18 protein-coding genes are annotated in these 19,275 nt (G+C 51.0%); 12 read left to right on the top strand and 6 right to left on the bottom strand.

The features are described 5' to 3' along the window. Positions 1–69: 69 nt before the first annotated feature. Together ectB and ectA are read right to left on the bottom strand one after the other, a co-directional pair. Positions 70–1,365 (bottom strand): diaminobutyrate--2-oxoglutarate transaminase, encoded by a 1,296-nt coding sequence (gene ectB, locus Q1A69_RS14835; RefSeq protein ID WP_299586925.1) that lies wholly within the window; start codon positions 1,363–1,365, stop codon positions 70–72. A gap of 9 nt (positions 1,366–1,374) precedes the next feature. Further along, positions 1,375–1,887, bottom strand: coding sequence for a diaminobutyrate acetyltransferase (ectA, locus tag Q1A69_RS14830; RefSeq protein ID WP_299586922.1), 513 nt, complete (start codon positions 1,885–1,887; stop codon positions 1,375–1,377). Between the two features lie 465 nt (positions 1,888–2,352). On the opposite strand from ectA, the gene Q1A69_RS14825 reads away from it, so the two are divergent. Both Q1A69_RS14825 and Q1A69_RS14820 read left to right on the top strand, forming a co-directional pair. Further along, complete coding sequence (locus Q1A69_RS14825; protein ID WP_299586919.1) at positions 2,353–2,901, top strand: MarR family transcriptional regulator; 549 nt, start codon at positions 2,353–2,355, stop codon at positions 2,899–2,901. A gap of 168 nt (positions 2,902–3,069) precedes the next feature. After that, a complete protein-coding gene (locus Q1A69_RS14820) occupies positions 3,070–3,537 on the top strand; it encodes a phosphate-starvation-inducible PsiE family protein (protein ID WP_299586917.1) in 468 nt (155 codons plus the stop codon). 272 nt (positions 3,538–3,809) lie between these two features. Here Q1A69_RS14820 and Q1A69_RS14815 read toward each other — a convergent pair whose 3' ends face one another. After that, a complete protein-coding gene (locus tag Q1A69_RS14815) occupies positions 3,810–4,616 on the bottom strand; it encodes a CLCA_X family protein (protein ID WP_299586915.1) in 807 nt (268 codons plus the stop codon). Between the two features lie 241 nt (positions 4,617–4,857). Here Q1A69_RS14815 and Q1A69_RS14810 point away from each other — a divergent pair, with 241 nt between their 5' ends. Together Q1A69_RS14810 and Q1A69_RS14805 are read left to right on the top strand one after the other, a co-directional pair. After that, positions 4,858–6,231, top strand: a complete 1,374-nt coding sequence (locus tag Q1A69_RS14810) for an NAD-dependent succinate-semialdehyde dehydrogenase (RefSeq protein ID WP_299586913.1) — start codon at positions 4,858–4,860, stop codon at positions 6,229–6,231. 99 nt (positions 6,232–6,330) lie between these two features. Next, complete coding sequence (locus tag Q1A69_RS14805; protein WP_299586911.1) at positions 6,331–6,966, top strand: SDR family oxidoreductase; 636 nt, start codon at positions 6,331–6,333, stop codon at positions 6,964–6,966. A gap of 31 nt (positions 6,967–6,997) precedes the next feature. On the opposite strand, the gene Q1A69_RS14800 is transcribed toward Q1A69_RS14805, so the two are convergent. The 3 genes from Q1A69_RS14800 to Q1A69_RS14790 all read right to left on the bottom strand — a co-directional run bounded on the left by Q1A69_RS14800 (position 6,998) and on the right by Q1A69_RS14790 (position 10,957). Further along, positions 6,998–8,734: a cation:proton antiporter gene (locus Q1A69_RS14800; RefSeq protein ID WP_299586909.1), complete on the bottom strand. Its 1,737-nt coding sequence runs from the start codon at positions 8,732–8,734 to the stop codon at positions 6,998–7,000. A 1,046-nt stretch (positions 8,735–9,780) separates the two neighbouring features. After that, complete coding sequence (locus Q1A69_RS14795; protein ID WP_299586906.1) at positions 9,781–10,212, bottom strand: hypothetical protein; 432 nt, start codon at positions 10,210–10,212, stop codon at positions 9,781–9,783. A 328-nt stretch (positions 10,213–10,540) separates the two neighbouring features. Next, complete coding sequence (locus Q1A69_RS14790) at positions 10,541–10,957, bottom strand: YbaN family protein (RefSeq protein ID WP_299586903.1); 417 nt, start codon at positions 10,955–10,957, stop codon at positions 10,541–10,543. A gap of 679 nt (positions 10,958–11,636) precedes the next feature. Between Q1A69_RS14790 and Q1A69_RS14785 the strand changes: the two genes are divergently transcribed. From Q1A69_RS14785 to hypF, 8 genes are read left to right on the top strand one after another with little or no spacing between them, the layout of a single operon-like run. Then, positions 11,637–12,815 (top strand): 4Fe-4S dicluster domain-containing protein, encoded by a 1,179-nt coding sequence (locus Q1A69_RS14785; protein WP_299586901.1) that lies wholly within the window; start codon positions 11,637–11,639, stop codon positions 12,813–12,815. Then, a complete protein-coding gene (locus tag Q1A69_RS14780; RefSeq protein ID WP_299586898.1) occupies positions 12,812–13,291 on the top strand; it encodes a cyclic nucleotide-binding domain-containing protein in 480 nt (159 codons plus the stop codon). The genes Q1A69_RS14785 and Q1A69_RS14780 overlap by 4 nt, the downstream gene beginning before the upstream one ends. Next, the gene (locus Q1A69_RS14775; RefSeq protein ID WP_299586896.1) at positions 13,288–14,124 is read left to right on the top strand and encodes an FAD/NAD(P)-binding protein; all 837 of its coding nucleotides are present in this window, start codon (positions 13,288–13,290) and stop codon (positions 14,122–14,124) included. The genes Q1A69_RS14780 and Q1A69_RS14775 overlap by 4 nt, the downstream gene beginning before the upstream one ends. After that, positions 14,100–14,918, top strand: coding sequence for an oxidoreductase (locus Q1A69_RS14770; protein WP_299586893.1), 819 nt, complete (start codon positions 14,100–14,102; stop codon positions 14,916–14,918). Before Q1A69_RS14775 ends, Q1A69_RS14770 begins: the two co-directional genes overlap by 25 nt. Beyond that, positions 14,915–16,240, top strand: coding sequence for a Ni/Fe hydrogenase subunit alpha (locus Q1A69_RS14765; protein ID WP_299586891.1), 1,326 nt, complete (start codon positions 14,915–14,917; stop codon positions 16,238–16,240). Before Q1A69_RS14770 ends, Q1A69_RS14765 begins: the two co-directional genes overlap by 4 nt. Continuing rightward, positions 16,218–16,736, top strand: a complete 519-nt coding sequence (locus tag Q1A69_RS14760; protein ID WP_299586888.1) for a hydrogenase maturation protease — start codon at positions 16,218–16,220, stop codon at positions 16,734–16,736. Before Q1A69_RS14765 ends, Q1A69_RS14760 begins: the two co-directional genes overlap by 23 nt. Further along, positions 16,718–16,990 carry a hydrogenase/urease maturation nickel metallochaperone HypA gene (locus Q1A69_RS14755; RefSeq protein WP_299586886.1) on the top strand — a complete coding sequence of 91 codons (273 nt, stop codon included), beginning with the start codon at positions 16,718–16,720 and terminating at the stop codon, positions 16,988–16,990. The genes Q1A69_RS14760 and Q1A69_RS14755 overlap by 19 nt, the downstream gene beginning before the upstream one ends. Next, positions 16,980–19,274, top strand: a complete 2,295-nt coding sequence (hypF, locus tag Q1A69_RS14750) for a carbamoyltransferase HypF (protein ID WP_299586883.1) — start codon at positions 16,980–16,982, stop codon at positions 19,272–19,274. The genes Q1A69_RS14755 and hypF overlap by 11 nt, the downstream gene beginning before the upstream one ends. Position 19,275: the final 1 nt, after the last annotated feature.

The raw sequence follows: 19,275 nt of genomic DNA, 5'->3' as shown, positions 1-19,275 counted from the left end.
AACCCATGTTGCCCTCGCTCACAGCAATTTTAATGTGTACGACGCGGAATCTGTCTGGATAAATTTAGCCTATCCCGCTTTGAAGTAAACCCTTTCTTCCGGCATACCGTCTTCACCTGCGCAAACTTCCCTAATGGCCGACTCAATAATGTCGATACCCTTTTTAAGATTTTCATCACTGATAATCAGTGGGCATAACAATTTGACAATATGGTCATCGGCACCACTTGTTTCAATAATCAAGCCCTGCTTGAATGCGAGACGTGTAATTTTTCCTGCGATTTCACCACTGACACAGTTAATTCCCTGAAACATGCCGCGGCCTTTCCTAGTGAAGTTGCCCTCACCATATTTGCTGACAATACTATCGAGGCGATCGGCGATATATTTGCCTTTGCGCTTAATTTCCTGGGAGAACTTATCATCATTCCAGTAGTGTTCGATCGCGGCCTTCGCCGTTACAAATGCCAGGTTGTTACCACGGAACGTACCGTTGTGCTCACCGGGCTTCCACTGATCAAGCTCTGGCTTCATCAATACAACCGCGAAGGGCAGACCATAACCGCCAAGAGACTTGGATAGGGTAATAATATCCGGCTCGATACCGGCCTCCTCAAAGCTGAAATAGTCGCCCGTGCGCCCACAGCCCGCCTGGATATCATCGACGATAAATAGCAGACCGTGTTTCCTGCATACACTTTGGAGGTTGCGCAGCCATTCTGCGCTGGCAGCGTTAATACCGCCTTCCCCCTGGACAGTCTCGACAATCACTGCGGCCGGTGAATTAATACCACTACTGGAATCAGACAGAACCTTATCGAGGTATTCCGTGGTATCGATATTTTCACCCAGGTAGCCATCAAAGGGCATGCGGTGGGTGCCATTCAGGCTCACACCAGCGGCATCTCTGTGATGTGAATTTCCTGTGGCTGCCAGGGAGCCCAGGCTCACTCCATGAAAGCCGTTGGTGAAGGTAACAATATTCTGCTGACCCGTGACATTGCGAGCGATCTTCATCGCGGCTTCAACGGCATTTGTCCCCGTGGGGCCAGTAAACTGAACCACATACTCCATATTGCGGGGCTTCAGGATCTTCTCATTGAGTGCCTGCAGAAATTCACCCTTGGCCTTAGTGTGCATATCCAAGCCGTGGGTAATGCCATCCGCCTGTATGTAATCCAACAGTACGCCTTTAAATAGCGGGTTGTTGTGCCCGTAATTCAGGGTGCCAGCACCGGCGAGGAAGTCTAAATATTGATTCCCCTCCTCATCCCACATTAATTCGCCTTTAGCCCGACAGAAAACCCGCGGAAAAGAGCGGGCATAGCTTTGCACTTCAGATTCAATCTCATCAAAAATTTTCATTCTTTACTCTTATTGAAAGTTGGTTACTTGAGTGAAAGGCCCGATACGAACAAGGTGTTCAGAGTCGTGCAAGCCGTCAAAGTGGAGTTGACCGTCAATCCACACTGAGGAGTTAAGGTTGCTAGAGAGCTTTTGTGCCGCGCGTCTAAACAGCGCCCACGAAGCCTGATTGCTCTTTGTGATTGTTGTTTCGAGGTAGCTAACAAACTTGCACTGGGGGCGGCTGATGATGTGATTCAACATGCGGGAGGCGAGGCCAAAGCCCCGCGCTCGTTCAGCAACGGCAACCTGCCAAATGAAAAGAGTGTCATTGCGCTCGGGGAGGATATAGCCCGAGATAAAGCCCACTGGGTCCTTGCCGGCCTCCGCTATAACCGAGGTGTTGGCAAAGTGACTGCATTGAAGAAAGTTGCAGTAGCTGGAATTGGTATCCAGCGGTGGACAGCTCTCAATCAGGCGGTGTACCGCCAAGCCATCTTCGAGGCAAGGAGTCCTAAATGAAATATTTTCTAATCTAGACAAAAAACCATCCTAGTCGGCACAATATTATTTCACGTCTAAACATTTGTCGGGTTGAAAAATACACACAAAGAACGAAAAGCACGCTTTTTTGTGGCTTTTTCCGAAAATCTCCCATCAAAATGCTTCGAACGCTAAATATCGTACACGAATGGAAGGCAAAGTCCAGTACTATGGGAGTGAAGTAAGAGGTAGTACTTGGCCTACATGCGGGGCCGAGGTTAGGAGGGTTTACTCAAACTGGGCTCTAAAATTCTTCTTGAAACGGAACTTTACTGCGTCATGGGCGAATCAAAATCGAACCTGCAGTTCAAAATTTAAACATTTGCGGCTCGGTTGCGGCACTTCTCCCCCAAAACTGCAGCGGGAAGCCGTCTTTTCTCCCATTAACTGTAAAGCGCTTAGAGATGAACTGGTTCACCTATATAATCCCAGCATTCACTCTAACTCTGAGATTGAGAGGTAGCTTTGAACAGCATTGAACAAGTTTTGGTCGCCCTGCGAAGGGTGATAAGGGCAACGGATTTACACTCCAAGCATCTCGCTAAAACTACTGGATTGACCGCCCCACAAGTTTTACTACTGCAAGCCATACGCAATAAGGGGGAAGTCACCATTGGCGAACTCGCCAATGAAGTCAGCCTCAGCCAGGCAACCGTGACCAATATTCTGGATCGCCTTGAGAAGCGAAGCCTTGTTTACCGCCAGCGCTCCCAGGCGGACAAGCGGAAGGTGCATGCGTATCTAACCGAGCAAGCGGCAGAAACACTGCGAGATGCCCCCATCCCGCTGCAGGATCAATTTGCTCGTCAATTTGGCGATCTGAAGGAATGGGAGCAGAGCATGATCATTGCCTCACTACAGCGTGTGGCCCAAATGATGGATGCCCAGCATATTGACGCCTCACCGGTACTAGATATTGGGGTCCTAGATCGCCAGGGTGCCCCCATGGAAAAGTCCGGCGCGGCTTTGGGATACTCAGAGAACCCTGATTCGGCCGATAAGAAAGGGAAGTAAACCTACAGGTAATCTCTATTTCTCAGTCAGGCTGAGACTAACAGGCTCACTACCAAAGTGCCCTTGCACCACCACAATGCCAGTTGGTTTTTATGGGAATAGGGCAACTAAAAACCAAACTTATAATTGACAATAAATTTTGGCCGCAGGCCTTTCAAGGGTTTATCTATGCTCAGTACCGATCAGAAGTCCAGCACAAAGGACGCGATGATCAGCGAGAAAATCAAGACTTATTTTGACAAGGCTGTTGATATAGTTTTTGGTATCATTCTTGTATTTATTATTATCGGTGTAGCTATTGGAACGCTTCAGTTGTTTTTAACAACCTGGAAGTTATTTAGCTTTGAAGGTATTACCGGGCACTACATTGATATTATCACAGATGTCTTAACCCTATATGTGCTAATAGAGCTCTCCAGATCTCTTATTGAGTATTTTCACACGCACAAACTTAGACTCACATACATTGTCGATGCAGCCATAGTCTTTGTGTTGCGTGAAATACTGATATCCCTGTTTAAGCATGAAATAAAATCAGAAATGCTCTATGCATTCTCCGCATTTATATTTGTGCTTGGAGCCTTGCGTATTTCTTCTATTCTCGTCTACCAGCGTGAAAAGCTGATGTCTGAATAGAGATAAGCTTGTATAGAGTGTTGCATTTAAGAGCACTCTATACAGTACAGCTATTGGCCACTCTTGCTTCAACCTTATCACAGTGATACTGATTCACTCATCTGTCACCGTAAATGTTCTCCAGCATCTCTTTGACCTCAGTTTGATATAGTTTTAGAGCTTTCAATAGCTCCAACCTAAATAGCGGCATGTAAAAAAGATAGACTGCTATATATAACGGGTTGTTGAAGTGCATTTTGAAATAATAATACCTCTCCCAGTAACAGGCGCCATCATTTTTCTGGCAACTGAACCTGTTGTTTTTGGACGCTCGTCCATAGTGCCCTGCCCAGGCAGGTAAAATACTCGGTAAATGCGCGGTTAATCTTCTGCCTTTGCTGCCCCCTGGGGTAGAGACCCAGTCGAGCTTCTTCACTGGCCTTGGTGCCAGCCACCAGGAAGTTATTGCTAATATTGGCATCTTGCACAAAAGCCTCAAAAGCACGGGCACAAAGCTCAGCCGGTTCGCTGTAATAGTTAGATCCGTTTCGCTGATCGAATTCAACAGACGCTTCCACCATCGCGCTGGGTCTATTGGTTTGGTCGTCGAGCATAATTGCTTGGAAGCAGCCCAACAGAAGATCGTTTAGAGGGTGGGATACTGGTGTGGCGTCACACAGCCAAGCTTCCGAGGCATACCTATTTCCCGAAGCATCACGAAACACTTTTTGAGCAAGGTAGTGGTCCAATGCGTGAAACCATTCGTGGGCGATTGCGCCTGGCCCGGCATTTTTGGCCAGGGAAAACGTTTTGGCTGAGGGGTCATAGAAAGCGGAGATTCCCGGGCGCCCACCAATCCCGTATTGAAAAGAGAGCGTCCCGCGCAGGGAAATTAGTATCTCAGGCCCCTGCAGAATGACCATTAAGTCGGATAGGGCGTCAAAAAAGAGGCCAGCCGCCCGATTGCGCTCCCGCTCAGTCACCCAGCGGCCAATCGCTATAGATCTAAAACCAAAGCGTCGCCTGACATCAACAAAGGATACCTGGTCACTATCACGCTTATCTGGCCCGCGGCGATAAAATTGTCGAGCTGTTTCCATAGCAAGCTTGGAAATGAAGGATTGGGGAATTCAGGCTGGATACTAATACAGCACTTCCCTTTGCAGCAAGAATCTCGTCACGGGCTCCTACCACAACTTGTAGCGACTACACTTTGGCCAAACCCTGAGGCACCTTTTGCCAATTTTTAAACGCTCTACAGGGAACCTTACTCCTTTATTTGGTGACCCGTAGCTGTTTTCTCCAATCTGTCAAAGCAAACCATTCGCCGGGAGCCCATTCATGGCCAATTCCAAGCGCCCACTGATCTCCATCAATCCCTTCAATGGTGAAACCCTGAAAACTTTCCAAGAGATGTCTAGTGAAGACATTGAGAAGGCTATTGGCCGTGCGGATGAGGCCTTCCTGGAGTGGAGCAATCGCAGCTTCGATGAACGGTCCGCAATACTAAAACGCGCCGGCCAACTCTTTGAGGAGCGCACCGAAGCCCTTGCGCGCTTAATGGCTCAGGAGATGGGCAAGAAGATGAGCGACGGTCGTGGGGAGTTAGCACTCTGTGCAGAGATATTCCGTTACTATGCCGAGGAGGGGGAGAGAATTTTAGCCCCACAACACCTCTCCACTCGTGAAGGAGAGGGCACTTTGTTGTTCCAGCCTTTAGGGGTTGTCTATGGTATACAACCCTGGAATTTTCCCTTCTACCAGCCCACCCGCTTTACCGCATCCAACCTAATTGCCGGCAATGTGGTGCTTACCAAACACGCCTCTAATGTTCCCCAATGTGCAGAGACGTTTGCTCAACTGTTATTTGATGCTGGCGTACCGGAAGCTGTCTACACCAATCTGCCAGTTACCTCTGGTGGTGCCGCATCGATTATTGACGATGATCGAGTAAAGGGAATTTCATTTACGGGTAGCAATGCCGCAGGTGCTAGGGTGGCGGAGCAAGCGGGGCGTAATGTAAAGAAAACTATTATGGAGCTTGGTGGCGTTGATCCATTTATTGTCCTTGAAGATGCCGATTTGGACTTAACGATTGAGCGTTTTATGGAGGGAAAGCTCGGCAATTGTGGCCAGATTTGTCTCGCCGCAAAGAGAATTATTTTAACTGAGCCTATCGCGAAAGAGTTTCTCCAGCGTGCTACCAAGCTGTTTCAAGCGCTGAAACCGGGTAACCCCCTTGAAGAATCCACTGATTACGGGCCGCTTTGTACTGAGAAAGCCGCCGAACAATTGGAAGAGCAGGTTAATCAATCGGTTGCCGCTGGTGCCCGTTTACTCGTCGGTGGAAAGCGCAAGGGGGCGTTTATTGAGCCAGGTATTCTGACAGAAATACCAGAAGGCTCCCCAGCTGCGGAGGAAGAGCTATTTGGTCCGATAGCCTGTGTGTGGATAGTGCCCGATGAGGAGGCCGCAATTAAAATGGCGAACGACAGTCCGTTTGGCTTGGGCGGCTCCGTCTATACCCGGGACCATGAAAGAGGACATCGTGTGGCTGAGCAACTGGAGTGCGGCACAGCCTTTGTGAACCATGCGGCCTCCAGCTATGCGAGCATGCCTATGGGCGGCGTAAAGAAATCAGGTTATGGGAGGGAGCTGGGGGAGCTGGGGATCAAAGAGTTTGTTAATCAGAAACTTATTCGACACTTTGATTGAATATTATGGGGTTGTTAAAACATCTGGTTGGACGTGGGTCTTTTAGAGCTTCGCAGAGCCCTCTATCGCAACCGGATAAATAGCTACAAGGAAATTTCAGTGAAAATACTTGTTGCCGGCGCAAAAGGCGATATCGGCCAAATACTGATCAAAAAATTGGTCGCAAGGGGCTGCAAAGTAGCCGGTATGGTACGCAAGGAGTCTCAACTTGAGGATCTGCGTCGAGCCGGTGTGCGACCTATCCTGGCAGATCTCACCAACCAAGCTTCTCTGAATTCAGCTGTAAAGGGTCAGGATGTGGTTATCTTTGTGGCGGGATCTAAAGGCAAGGCGCTGGAGTCTGTCGACCGGGATGGCGCCATTCATCTTTGTGATGCAACGAAAGCCGCAGGCATACAGCGTTTTATATTGTTGAGCTCAATTTTTGCCGGAAGCCCGGAAAAAGGCCCGGAGAAAATACAGCCCTACCTAAAGGCCAAGCATGCGGCCGATGTTTACGTTCAAAAGAGTGGCCTCGACTACACGATTCTGCGGCCTGGCGCTCTTACCGATTCTTCGGGGACTGGTGCTATCCGAATTGATGACTCATTCGAGGGCTTCGATGCTCAAGTCAGTCGAACTGATGTGGCGGAGGTGATTGCCACATCACTGGAGGTGCCGAAAACCATCGGTGCCGTATTTGAGTTTATTGAAGGGGATACGCCGATTGCCGAAGCATTATCCCGGTTGAGATAACTTTCTAGGAGATGCCTTGGGTACACCCCATTTAGCGAGCTTGCAAGGTTTGCTTACGGTTGGAAGTGATATCTTTGGTGTCCAAATCCCGCTGTTGCCGGCGCACGATCCAGGTTTTGATTTTCTTATCCTCAACCCCCTGGGATTTTAATACAGCCGTCGCGAGATCAAGCCCTCTGGGGACACTTCGACTCACCGCCGGATACATTCCCAAAGATTCAAACCGTTGGTAGTCCTTCTTGTGGTTAACGGCTACAAAACGCTTCACATCGGGATAGCGCTCAGAGACAACCGGCTTTAGCGCCTTCGATAACTCGTAGCGAACAATGGTGATAACAATGGCAGAGCGCTCCGCATACCGGAAGGTTTCCATCATGCGAATATCAGCCAGATCCCCAAAAGCCACTGGGTAGCCATCGGCACAGGCGAGTAGAAAGCGATCGTAGTCCATTTCAATCGCATCATAGGCTATCTTTTGTGCCTCAAGGGCATCGGCAACCAAACGCCCAGTTTGGCCCATACCAAAAATGACCACAGGGGCCGTTGAGGTGACCGGCTTGGATTCATTGCTTGGTGCTTGGGAAGAAGATCGCCGCCAAAGAAACTTAGCCAAACGATTTCCCAGGCTGGACAGCGTAGGGGTCAGCGCCAAGCTGGCCGCTACCGCGGTGATCACAATACCTACGGTCTGTTCCCCTAGGGATTCCCGTGCAAGTGGCATTGCAATAATCACAAAAACAAACTCACTGCCCTGCGCCAGAAGAGAACCCAACTGCAACGAGCCCGGCAGAGACCAGCCGCAAATGCGCGCTGCCAGAGCGACTAGCAGCACCTTGATACTGACCAGAATAAGGATGAAGATCAAAATCTTCGCCCATTCCTCCAGCAGAATACGCCAATCCAGGGACATACCGACGGTAATAAAGAAAAATGCCAGCAGCAGGTTACGGAAGGGTTTGGCCTCAGTCTGAATCACATGGCGGTAGGGGGTTTCACTGATCATCATGCCTCCCAAAAACGCACCGAGTGTCAGCGATAGCCCGACAGCCCCTGTTGCTGCCGCCGTGGCAAGGACAATCAAAAGCGCCATGGCGGTGAAAATTTCTTCGTATCTTGTTTTCGACAGCAGGCCAAATAGGGGCTTGATGGCATAGCGGCCGAGAAGAGCTGAGGCCACAAATGCGATAGCCGACTTCAACACCGCAGCCCCAATTTCCGCAGTCAGGCCACCCGTACTGGAAGATGTATTTCCGCCCTCCAAAGAGCTGGCCAACACCAAGAGAAAAATTGCGCAAATATCCTGAAAAATAAGCACAGCAGTGCCCGTGCGACCAACGGGGCAGTCCTGCTGCCCCCGCTCCGCAAGGCTCTGCACCACAACGGCTGTGGAGGAGAGTGCAAGTGCGCCCCCCAAGACACCAGCATAAGCTGGAGCCACCCCCAGAGTCAGAGCGATACCGGCAAAAACCACGCCACAGAGCAGGATTTGCAGAGGCCCCAGGATAAAAATATCCCGTCGCGCATCCCAAATATTTGACAGGGAAAAATGAAGGCCGATATCAAATAAAAGAAAGACAACCCCGAGTTCCGCCAGTAAGTGTGTGGTATTACTCTCGGGAATCAGACCCAGTGCGTGGGGTCCGACCACTAAACCGGCGATCAGGTAACCGACGATGGGACTTAATCTGAGCGGGCGCATTAAAATGATCGCCACTACACCGAGGAGCAGGAGAATAATAACCGGGGTAAGCGCCTGTATATCTTCCATAAAGTTAGTTAATCAGAGCTCTCTATTTGGCCTATTGAAAGTGCTCAGTGGTAGAGGGGCAGGAGCAGGGAATCACCCCCAAATTTCCACCAAGGCTTCTTGGGTTTTAAGAGACGATACTAGCAATTTTGGTGCCTAGGGGACGCCCTGAAGTTTTTCATGGATTTGCCCTTGCAGCGAAATATAGACCTCAAGGTTGATGGTCTCAACATTTTCGGCAACCGCTTATCCACCAAATATCAGTGGTTTGATAAATCCGTACACTTCTCCCTCTTTCAAGCATATCCCGGACTCTTTTAAATGTTCGACTATATGAGGAACAAAATATTCATAGACAAACGCACTACTTTGTAAATTCTTTTTAACGTCCTCTAGAGACTCTGCCACCAGTATTTTTCGGCCTTGCGAAACACTAACGAGATGAACAAGAACTTTTTTCTTATCTTGTACAAAAAATCACTAAGAGTTGTGAGCAGTAGCAAGTGCTTATTTTTACCAGCGAGCCATTGCCAATCGGATAGGAATGCTTTTTGATCGATGTGCTCGATATTTACACTTAAATTGGGTGGGGTCATAAATATGGCGGTGAAAATAAAAACAGGAACAGTATACCGATTTTATACTTCGCCCAAATTAGTCCTTCATAATCACTCGCTTGAATGCAAGCGATATAGTTATTAATTCTGAGTAGACTCGTATAAATATTACCGACTTCAAAAGCAATCCAACTGCTGTGAAAGTTGTTGTGGAAGTTGTTCGCTATTCCTACAGGGTTGGATTTGCCAATGTTCTGGGTCTAATTTTTGGTAAAACATATCCGCAAAGTGGTAGATCACACGAATCACTATATTCTTATTCTTATTCTTATTTGATGTTATACGAGTAAGTAACAGTTTGGAGACTCGATCAACCAGGATTGCAAATAGCCATCTTGAGCCAGCTGGCCCTCTTCGCTAACGCCAAGTGTATCAACGGACCCCTTTTATATTTACAGGCACACGCTTACATCAATATCTGAGAGAAGCGAGAAATAAAAGTGTTTTACGTTATTTTATATACCGAAAAACTTTCCGATACCTAAAGATAATAAACCAAAGAAATAAGGCAAGTGGTGTAATCATCAATACGGCCATTTGATTTTTTAATACAGCCATATTCATTGTGATAATCACTGTCCCCAACTCATAAATATCGGTAGCAATGATTACAGGCAGGAAAAACGTCCAAAATCTTACAGTGCCAATTTTTTTGGCAAAAGCTAATCCAAAGAGACCTACAAAATAAGTAGTGTAAATGATTAGACTCGCTATCAGCCACCAAATTGACTGATCGTACTCATTGTAGGCAAAGGCTTCATATTGAGATGTGACTTCTATCGGGACCAGGATCAGAAACAAGATCTTCCAGAGTACACTTGGCTTATAAATTAAAGGTTCGTTACCAAGGGCACTATCTGGGGCCCGGTAGAGTTCCTGCATGAAAACATCCCTATTGTTGTCACTTCGCCAAATATAACTGCGTCAAAAGGCCTTACCCTACTGGTTCAGGTCTATTAATACTCTCTTGTGGTTAGAAGCATATTGATGCAAGGGCGCCCCAATCAACGAGAGGGCGCAGAGGATATTCCGATCCTTGGTAAAGTCAACCAATTCATCCGCCATTTTTATGACAATGCGAAATAAAACTCGAAACACGGGTTTTTAGTCGAATTCATACCGGTTGCTCACCGTTAAGTTGTAAGCAAAATTAATCAATACCTATTAGGTGGTATGAAAGCACAAAGCTATTTCTGCAGAGGGAGCGCCCTTATCGATTAGGCTCAGGCCTGCTCCAAACCCAGAACAATCCAGAAGCAATACCAGCAACGGCAAAGGATAATAAGTAAAGGTTGGCAATATGATGAACCGCCAAAGCCATAGACAACGCCATGGTTAAGGTGGCCAGCAGTTTGGTGCGCCGGCTAATATAACCACTGCGCCAGGTTCTCAATAAATGGCCAAAGAGATGGTGCTCTTCAATCCACTGGTGCAGGCGCTCAGAGCTTTTCGAGGCTGCCCATGCGCCGGCAACAATAAATACGGCTGAGGGGAGCCCTGGCAGGATTGCACCAATTACCCCGACAAGAATAAAGAGGCAGGCTAAGGCTCCCCAGATCCAGCGCAGCCACCCCTTTGCCAGCTCGGGGCCTTCCATGTCGGGAACCTCATTATTGCGTTCTTTCAACCTGGCATCTCCAGCCTGTTTAAGTAGCGTCCTTTGATTGGGAATATATCAAGAGTGGATATTGATGGCACTCGATTTTTGCTATCCGCTATCCGCTATCCGCTATCCGCCGATAGAGTTTGATACTAATTCCTTATGGTGGTTTTGAAATAAGCATACAGTGCACTTGCTTTTTTGAAAGGAATGGCTGAGTAAGCCTGTGGTTTTTATTGGATATTTGACAAATATCGAATCACTCACTAGCCAGATTATATTCAGCTCTATATTGACCAAAGCACCTGATCAATTAAACCAATATACCCCATGATTCTGCTTTCCGCATATTGGTTCGTACTGTCGATATAGGCATTAACATTCAAAGTGTGAAATAAATATATCTGCGCTTATTCAGGAGCACTCTTATTAACCGCCAAGCTCTTTGAATGTTTTTTGAATCATTCAGAGTCCATTATCCTCGGCATTCCCTGTATAGAGCATTGAGAATATCTTCTCAGAGTAAAATACAGAACTCTGTTGTCTCCAAGGCCTTTCTGGCCCTTCAGTAGTCACTCGGTAATTCAAAACAGTAATCACCGTTAGCTCCCTACGCGACTGGGGGGTACTGCCTATACTTTCAATATTGTTCAAAATGACGACGACCTCAATACGCGGTGCATTGGTCAGACTAAAGATAGTAACGATGCCCAAAAATAACTCTGCATTTTTGATAAGCACTATGGATTATTTGCTGCATGCATCCGACCTGGAAAGACTGATCCAGGCGATCTACAAAGATGGCTATCAGATCTTTGGCCCCACCATTAACGACAAGGCCATCACTTACGGAGAGATTAGCTCCAGTGCAGATTTGCCCCAGGGCTGGACCGATATCCAGGAAGGTGGGCGTTACCGGCTTAAACGCCGCACAGACAAGGCTTTCTTTGGCTATGCCGTAGGGCCGCATTCCTGGAAAAAATACCTGCAGTTACCGCATAGGCCGATCTGGAAAGCATCAAGGCAACATCAAGACATTGAAGTTATCGAAATACAGGAGACAGCTCCCAAGCTCGCTTTCCTGGGTGTGCGCAGCTGTGAACTCCATGCCATTGCCATTCAGGACCGAGTTCTTACCGAGGGAGACTATACCAATGAGAACTATCGTCAGAGGCGGGCACAACTTTTCACCGTTGCTGTGAACTGTACTTCGGCGGCAGCTACCTGCTTTTGCACCGCAATGAATACTGGTCCCGAAGTAAAGCTGCCCAGTGATCTGACCCTGACAGAGGTGATCGAGGGCGCAGCGCATTTCTTTTTGATCCGCAGCGGATCGGCGTCTGGCGCACAAATATTGAGCGAGCTTTCTTTACGCCCAGCGGGAATGCGTGAGAAGAACCTGGCGAACGGACGGGTGCAACAGCTGGATGAAGAGATGCGTAAAGGGCCACGCCATTTCGACAGCTCGGACCTCAAGGAGCTGCTCTACAGGAATCTCGACAGTCCCAGCTGGGACAAGGTGGCCGAGCGATGCCTCTCCTGTGCCAACTGCACCATGGCCTGCCCAACCTGCTTTTGTTCGACGGTTGAAGATACGACCGACCTAAGTGGCGAGCATAGTGAACGCTGGGAGCGCTGGGATTCCTGTTTTACTGCGGACCTTAGCCATCTCACTGGCGGTCCGGTTCGCTCAGACACCCGCTCCCGCTACCGCCAATGGATGACCCACAAGTTGGCTACCTGGCAGGACCAGTTTGGCAGTTCCGGCTGTGTGGGCTGTGGTCGTTGCATCACCTGGTGCCCGGTAGGTATCGATCTCACCGAGGAAGTGCGCAGCATCCGTGACCTGGAGTGCAAACAAGCTGGAAGTCAGGAGCAACCGTGAAAACCATTGCCGATTTGTTGCACGAACACCCGTTCTTTCACGGCCTGGAGGAGTGTGATCTGCAGTTTTTGGCCTCGTGCGGAGAAAATTGTGTCTACCATGATGGGGATTACCTTGCGCAAGAAAACAACCCGGCTAACCATTTTTTCCTGATTCGCAGTGGCCGCGTCACGGTTGAGACATTTGTCCCCAATCGCGGCGCCCTATGCCTGCTCACCTTGCACGGCGGTGATATCTTCGGCTGGTCTTGGCTGTTCCCTCCCTACATTTCGGCCTTTGATGCCCGCGCTCAGGGAGATGTGCGCAGCTTGCGTTTAGGCGGCGAATGTTTGCGCAACAAATGCGAAGAAGACCCAAAGTTGGGCTTCGAGCTGATGAAGCGTTTTGCCAAAATTGCCACTGAGCGCCTGCAGTCGGCACGTATCCAGCTGCTGGATATCTATGGCTCGCCTTCAGCTCAGAGCCATGCCACATGACGCCATCGATTTACCAAGTGATCCACCGACAAGAGGAGTTTGCAGGCACCTTCACTTTGCGCCTGCAGGTTCAGAGAAAGAACCGTACAAACCCACCAATGCGTTTTAACCCAGGCCAATTCAATATGCTGTATGCCTTTGGTACGGGTGAATCGGCAATTTCCTTTAGCGGATTGGCGTGCGGTCGTGAGCTAGAGGGGGAGGGCAGCATACTCATCCATACCATCCGGGCTCAAGGCAACGTGACCCGAGCCTTGGAGTGTCTGCGGGAGGGGGACACGCTGGGAGTGCGAGGTCCCTTTGGCCAGGGCTGGCCACTGCAGAAGGCAAAGGGCAAAGAGTTATTGATCATTGCCGGCGGTCTCGGCCTGGCGCCACTGCGCCCAGTGATCTATGCCGCCCTGGAAGGACGGTTGGCTGCCAACAAGGTTCGCCTCTTTTATGGCGCTAGGCACCCCAGCGAATTGCTCTACCGTGAGGAACTGGAAAGTTGGGCCAAGCAGATCGAACAAGAGATCTCTGTGGACCACGGTGATGGTACTTGGCCTGGGCACATCGGGGTGATCACCGATCCTCTGCAAGCGGCACGAATAGATGGAGCCAATACAGTGGCTTTTCTCTGTGGCCCTGAAATCATGATGCGCTTTTGCATCCAGGCCCTGTTGCGCAAAGGCGTGCCGGCGTCGGCGATTTCTCTTTCTATGGAGCGCAATATGAAGTGCGCCACCGGTCTCTGCGGACACTGTCAATGGGGTCCAAACTTTATTTGTAAGGATGGCCCTGTGTTTTGCTATGAGGACATTCGCCCATGGCTGCAGATTCGCAGCTTATAACTAAGCAGCCCCACAAGCCCAAACTGGCCGTGTGGAAATTCGCCTCCTGTGATGGCTGCCAACTCAGTTTACTGGATTGCGAAGATGAGTTGCTGCTGCTGGCACAAGAGGTAGAGATTGCCTATTTCATGGAGGCCTCCAGCGCCGTGGTGGAAGGCCCCTACGATATTTCCCTGGTGGAGGGTTCCATCACAACTCCGGCGGACTTGTTGAGAATTCAGGAAGTGCGGCGCCAGTCAAACTTCCTGGTATGTATCGGCGCCTGTGCCACCGCCGGTGGTATTCAGGCCCTGCGCAACTTTGCCGATGTCAGTGAATTTACTTCGGTGGTGTATGCCCAGCCCGCCTACATCGACACCCTAAAAGAGTCCACGCCCATTTCCACCCACGTCTCGGTGGACTTTGAACTGCAGGGCTGCCCGATCAACAAGCTTCAGCTGCTCGAGGTGATTAGCGCTTTTCTGAATCGCCGAGCCCCCCAGGTGCCCCCCCACTCGGTATGCATCGAATGCAAACTCAAAAACAATGTTTGTGTGTGGGTCGCCCACGGTACGCCCTGTATGGGCCCCGTAACCCACGCCGGGTGCGGTGCACTTTGCCCCAGTTACAACCGTGGTTGTTATGCCTGCTATGGTCCCAAGGAAAACCCCAATAGTGACTCCCTGTGTCACTGGTGGGAGCAAAAGCTGGGTGCTAACAAGTCTACAGTTATAGAAAACTTGCGTAATTTCAATGCACTAGCACCACATTTTAAAGAAGTTAGTGAGCATCGTGAGCGGGGGGATAAAGCTTGAAGGAGATACCAGCAAGCGGAAACAGTAAGACGATCAAAGTCGATTACCTAGCTCGGGTCGAGGGCGAAGGCGCACTTTTCATTCGCTACGACGACGACACGGTACACGATGTGCAGCTGAAGATATTCGAACCACCGCGTTTCTTTGAAGCCTTTCTGCGCGGCCGCGACTTTAGCGAAGCGCCGGATATTACTGCGCGTATCTGCGGTATCTGCCCGGTGGCCTATCAGATGAGTGCGTTGCATGCCATGGAGCGTGCCCTGGGCCTAGTCCCCACGGAGACCATAAGGGCCCTGCGTCGCTTGCTCTACTGTGGGGAATGGATCGAAAGCCACATGTTGCATATCAGCATGCTGCATGCACCAGACTTCCTCGGCTACCCCAGTGCCGTTGCCATGGCAGGGGATCACCCCGATATTGTGCGGCAGGCCCTGGAGATCAAAAAAGCGGGGAATGCTCTGGTGCGCCTGATCGGGGGTAGGGAGGTCCATCCGATCAATGTGCGCGTGGGCGGGTTTTATCGGCTGCCCAGCCTAGCGTCCCTGCATGGGCTTCGTCCCCAGTTGGCCGAAGCCCGCAAGCTGGCCGAGCAGATGGCCCGCTGGGCCGCTCGCCTGCCATTTCCTCACTGCGAATACGCCTACGAATATGTCGCCCTATCTAACCCCAACGAGTACCCAATGAATGAGGGGCGAATTATTTCTAACCGGGGATTAAATATTACAGCTCAGGATTATGAAAAACATTTTCGTGAGGAGCAGGTGCCGCACAGCACCGCTCTGCACAGTGTGTTGATTGAGCGCGGGGCCTATCTCGTGGGGCCCATGGCACGTTACAACCTGAATTTTCCTCAACTCTCGGAGCCGGTGCGCCGGATAGCCGGGGAACTGGGATTTAAGCCGCCCTGTAACAATCCGTTCAAAAGTATTGTGCTGCGCTGCTTCGAAGTACTTTATGCTTTCGAGGAAGCCCTGCGTTTAATCGATCAATACCAGGCCGGTGGAGAACCCTACTTGACCGCGGAACCGCGGGCATCCAGCGGCTGTGCTGTCACCGAAGCACCGCGCGGGCTGCTGTATCACCGCTATAGCATCGACCGGGATGGCAAAATTGCTTTTGCTAAAATTGTTGCGCCCACCTCACAAAACCAAAAAACCATTGAAAATGACCTGCGCTTGATGCTACCCAAATTTATGCACCTCTCCGAGGAACACCTACAGGGATTGTGTGAACGCGCCATCCGTAATTACGACCCCTGTATTTCCTGCTCAACCCATTTCCTGCAGCTACATTTGCAACATGAGCAACGAGGAAGTCCCTGAGCGCTGGTTGCTGATCAGCCTTGGCAACCGCTACCGGGGCGACGATGGCGTCGGGCCCTATTTACTGGATAGGCTCCGCAGTCGTCTCGCAGGTTTGGTGGATTTCCTGGAGAGTGGGGGCGATATGGCTCGCCTGGTGGGCGAATGGAAAGGCCGGCAGGTCTGCCTTGTGGACGCGTTTCTCTCGGATGAGTATGTCGCCGGCAATTTGGTTCGCGTCAATATCATTGGCGACAACGATCTGGCGGATTTTATCGCGCCCAGTTTATGCAGTACCTCCAGTCATGGCTTCAACCTCGGCGAGGCTATTGAACTGGGCAAAATACTGCAGTCACTGCCTCGTCGCCTGGACATTTTTGCTATTTGCGCCGAGGACCTTACTCGCAGTGATCGCCTTACCCCCAAGGTGAAAACCGGCGCCCAGCGCGCCGAACAGGCAATAATCGCATTCCTACACGCTGACAACGGAGGTCAGCCATGCACGAACAGTCCCTGATTAAGAATCTGGTTGAAAAGATACAGCAGCTCGCTGCCGATGAGGATGCCAAAGTAATTGGCGCCAAACTGCGCCTGGGCGCACTTGCCCATATTTCCGCCGATCACCTGCGGGAGCACTTTGAGCAGGCAATTCACGGCACTCCCCTCGAAGGGCTGCGTCTCGATATTGAAGTGCGGACAGATATCCACCACATCGAAGCCCAGGAAATTATCCTGGAAAACCTGCAGTTCGAGGCCCGTGATGGGTATTGAACGCCGCCGTATAGCCGTTAGGGGGCTGGTACAAGGGGTGGGATTTCGCCCATTCGTCTATCGCCTGGCACTGAATTGTTCTTTAAGTGGATGGGTCGCCAACCACAGTGGTGGTGTGCAGATAGAGATTGAAGGGAAGGTCGGTGATATCGACCAATTTCTGCAGCGCTTGCCACTGGAGAAGCCGCCCCACAGTTTGATTCTCAAACTTAAAACCGAGGTCCTTGCGCCACAGGCGAGCACCGGATTCGAAATCCATGAAAGTAAGGTCGCTGCGGAACAGTCCACGCTCATGTTGCCAGACCTGGCTCCGTGTGAGCACTGCCAAACGGAGCTGCAGGACCCACAGAATCGCCGCTACCGCTACCCCTTTATCAATTGTACCCATTGCGGACCGCGCTACAGCATTGTCGATAAACTGCCCTATGACCGCGCCAATACCGCCATGTCGTCGTTCCCTCTCTGTGCGCAATGTCAGGATGAGTACAGAAACCCCGAGGATCGACGTTTCCACGCAGAGCCCAACGCCTGCCCACAATGTGGCCCACAGCTTCAGTTCTGCGATGCGCACGGTAAAGTGCTCTGTATCCAGCAGGAAGCCCTGCACGAAACGCTCACCAGCCTTGCCAACGGGCAGATTGTGGCCATCAAAGGCGTGGGCGGATTTCAGCTACTGGTGGATGCTAACAACGTCGATGCACTGCGGGCGCTGCGCAAGCGCAAGCAGCGCCCGCACAAACCCTTTGCGCTGCTCTATGCCGCATTGACGGCGGTCCGCAGGGATTGTCAGGTCTCCGAACTTGAAGCGAGCCTGCTGACATCGAGTGAAAGACCCATCGTGCTGCTGGAGGCCAAGCCTGGCGTCAAAATAGACGACCAGGTGGCGCCGGGCTCGCCAGAACTGGGGGTGATGTTGCCCGCCTCGCCGCTACATTTACTTTTGGCAGAAAAATATCGCGCTCCGCTGGTGGCCACCAGCGGAAATCTCGCAGAGGAACCGATCTGCATCGACAACACCGAAGCCCTGGAGCGCCTGGGCAAAATCGCGGATCACTTTCTTCTGCACGACCGCCGTATTGTCCGGCCGCTGGATGACTCAGTGCTGCGTGTGGTTGAAAACCGCCCGCTGATGCTGCGTCGCGCCCGTGGCTATGCTCCCCTGCCCATTACCCAGGCAAAGCTGTCACAACAGGCTATGGCACAACCTTTCCTGGCCCTGGGCGCGGACTTGAAAAATACCGTGGCCCTGTCGCACTCCGGCTGGATCTACCCCAGCCAACATATTGGCGACCTGGGCAGCGCCAGTGCCTTTGAGCGCTTTGGCCGTACCATTGAAGACCTCACCGGCTTGCAGCAGCGCCAGCCACATACCCTGATTCACGACCAGCACCCTGGTTATAGTTCCCACCGCTGGGCCTTGAAACAACGGGCTCCGCGGCTGGAAGTGCAACACCATGTGGCCCATTTCTTCTCCTGTATGGCTGAACACGGTCACAGCGGTGCCGCACTTGGGGTCTGTTGGGACGGCACTGGCTACGACAGCAGTGGCATAGTACGGGGAGGGGAATTTCTTTACTGGGACGGTATTGCAAAGGTCGAGCATATTGCCAGCTTGCGTACTTTCCCCCTGCCAGGCGGGGAAAAAGCCATACGCGAACCCAGGCGTGCCGCAGCGGGGCTACTCTACGAGATCTCTGGCTATATCGCCCTGCAACACCGGTTGCTCAAGTGTTGCTTTACCCGTAGCGAGCGCCGAAACCTGATCACCATGCTCGAAGGGGAGGTTAACAGCCCCCTGTGCAGCAGTGTGGGCCGCTTATTTGATGCGGTAGCCGCACTACAGGGGCTTTGCAGCCAATCCAGCTATGAGGGGCAGGCGGCCATGGCGCTAGAGCATAGCGCCCGCGGCATTCAAAATGGTGACAGCTACCCGTTCGCCCTCAATGCACACGGGGACCAATGGGAATTAGACTGGGCGCCTTGCATCAACGCCTTGATTCACGATGAGGGCCGGTCTTTGCCGCAACGGGCAGCCGTTTTCCACAATACCCTGGCGCAGATGATTTTGTCCGTGGCTCGCGAAATGGGTCAGCCTCATATTTTTCTCTCCGGCGGTGTTTTTCAAAACCGACGGCTTACAGAAAGTACCTCCACCTTGCTTCGTGAGCACGGGTTCACCGTACACAGCCACAGCCAGGTACCTCCAAACGATGGCGGTATTGCTCTGGGACAGTTGCACTATGCCCACTGTATGGCCGCTGCCGGGCAAACTTCGGAGGGCTAAC

It is taken from the genome of uncultured Microbulbifer sp., from assembly GCF_947498635.1.
GTDB lineage: Bacteria > Pseudomonadota > Gammaproteobacteria > Pseudomonadales > Cellvibrionaceae > Microbulbifer > Microbulbifer echini.
The sequence above is the reverse complement of the archived record's forward strand: the minus strand, read 5'-3'. Positions and strand labels throughout refer to the sequence as shown.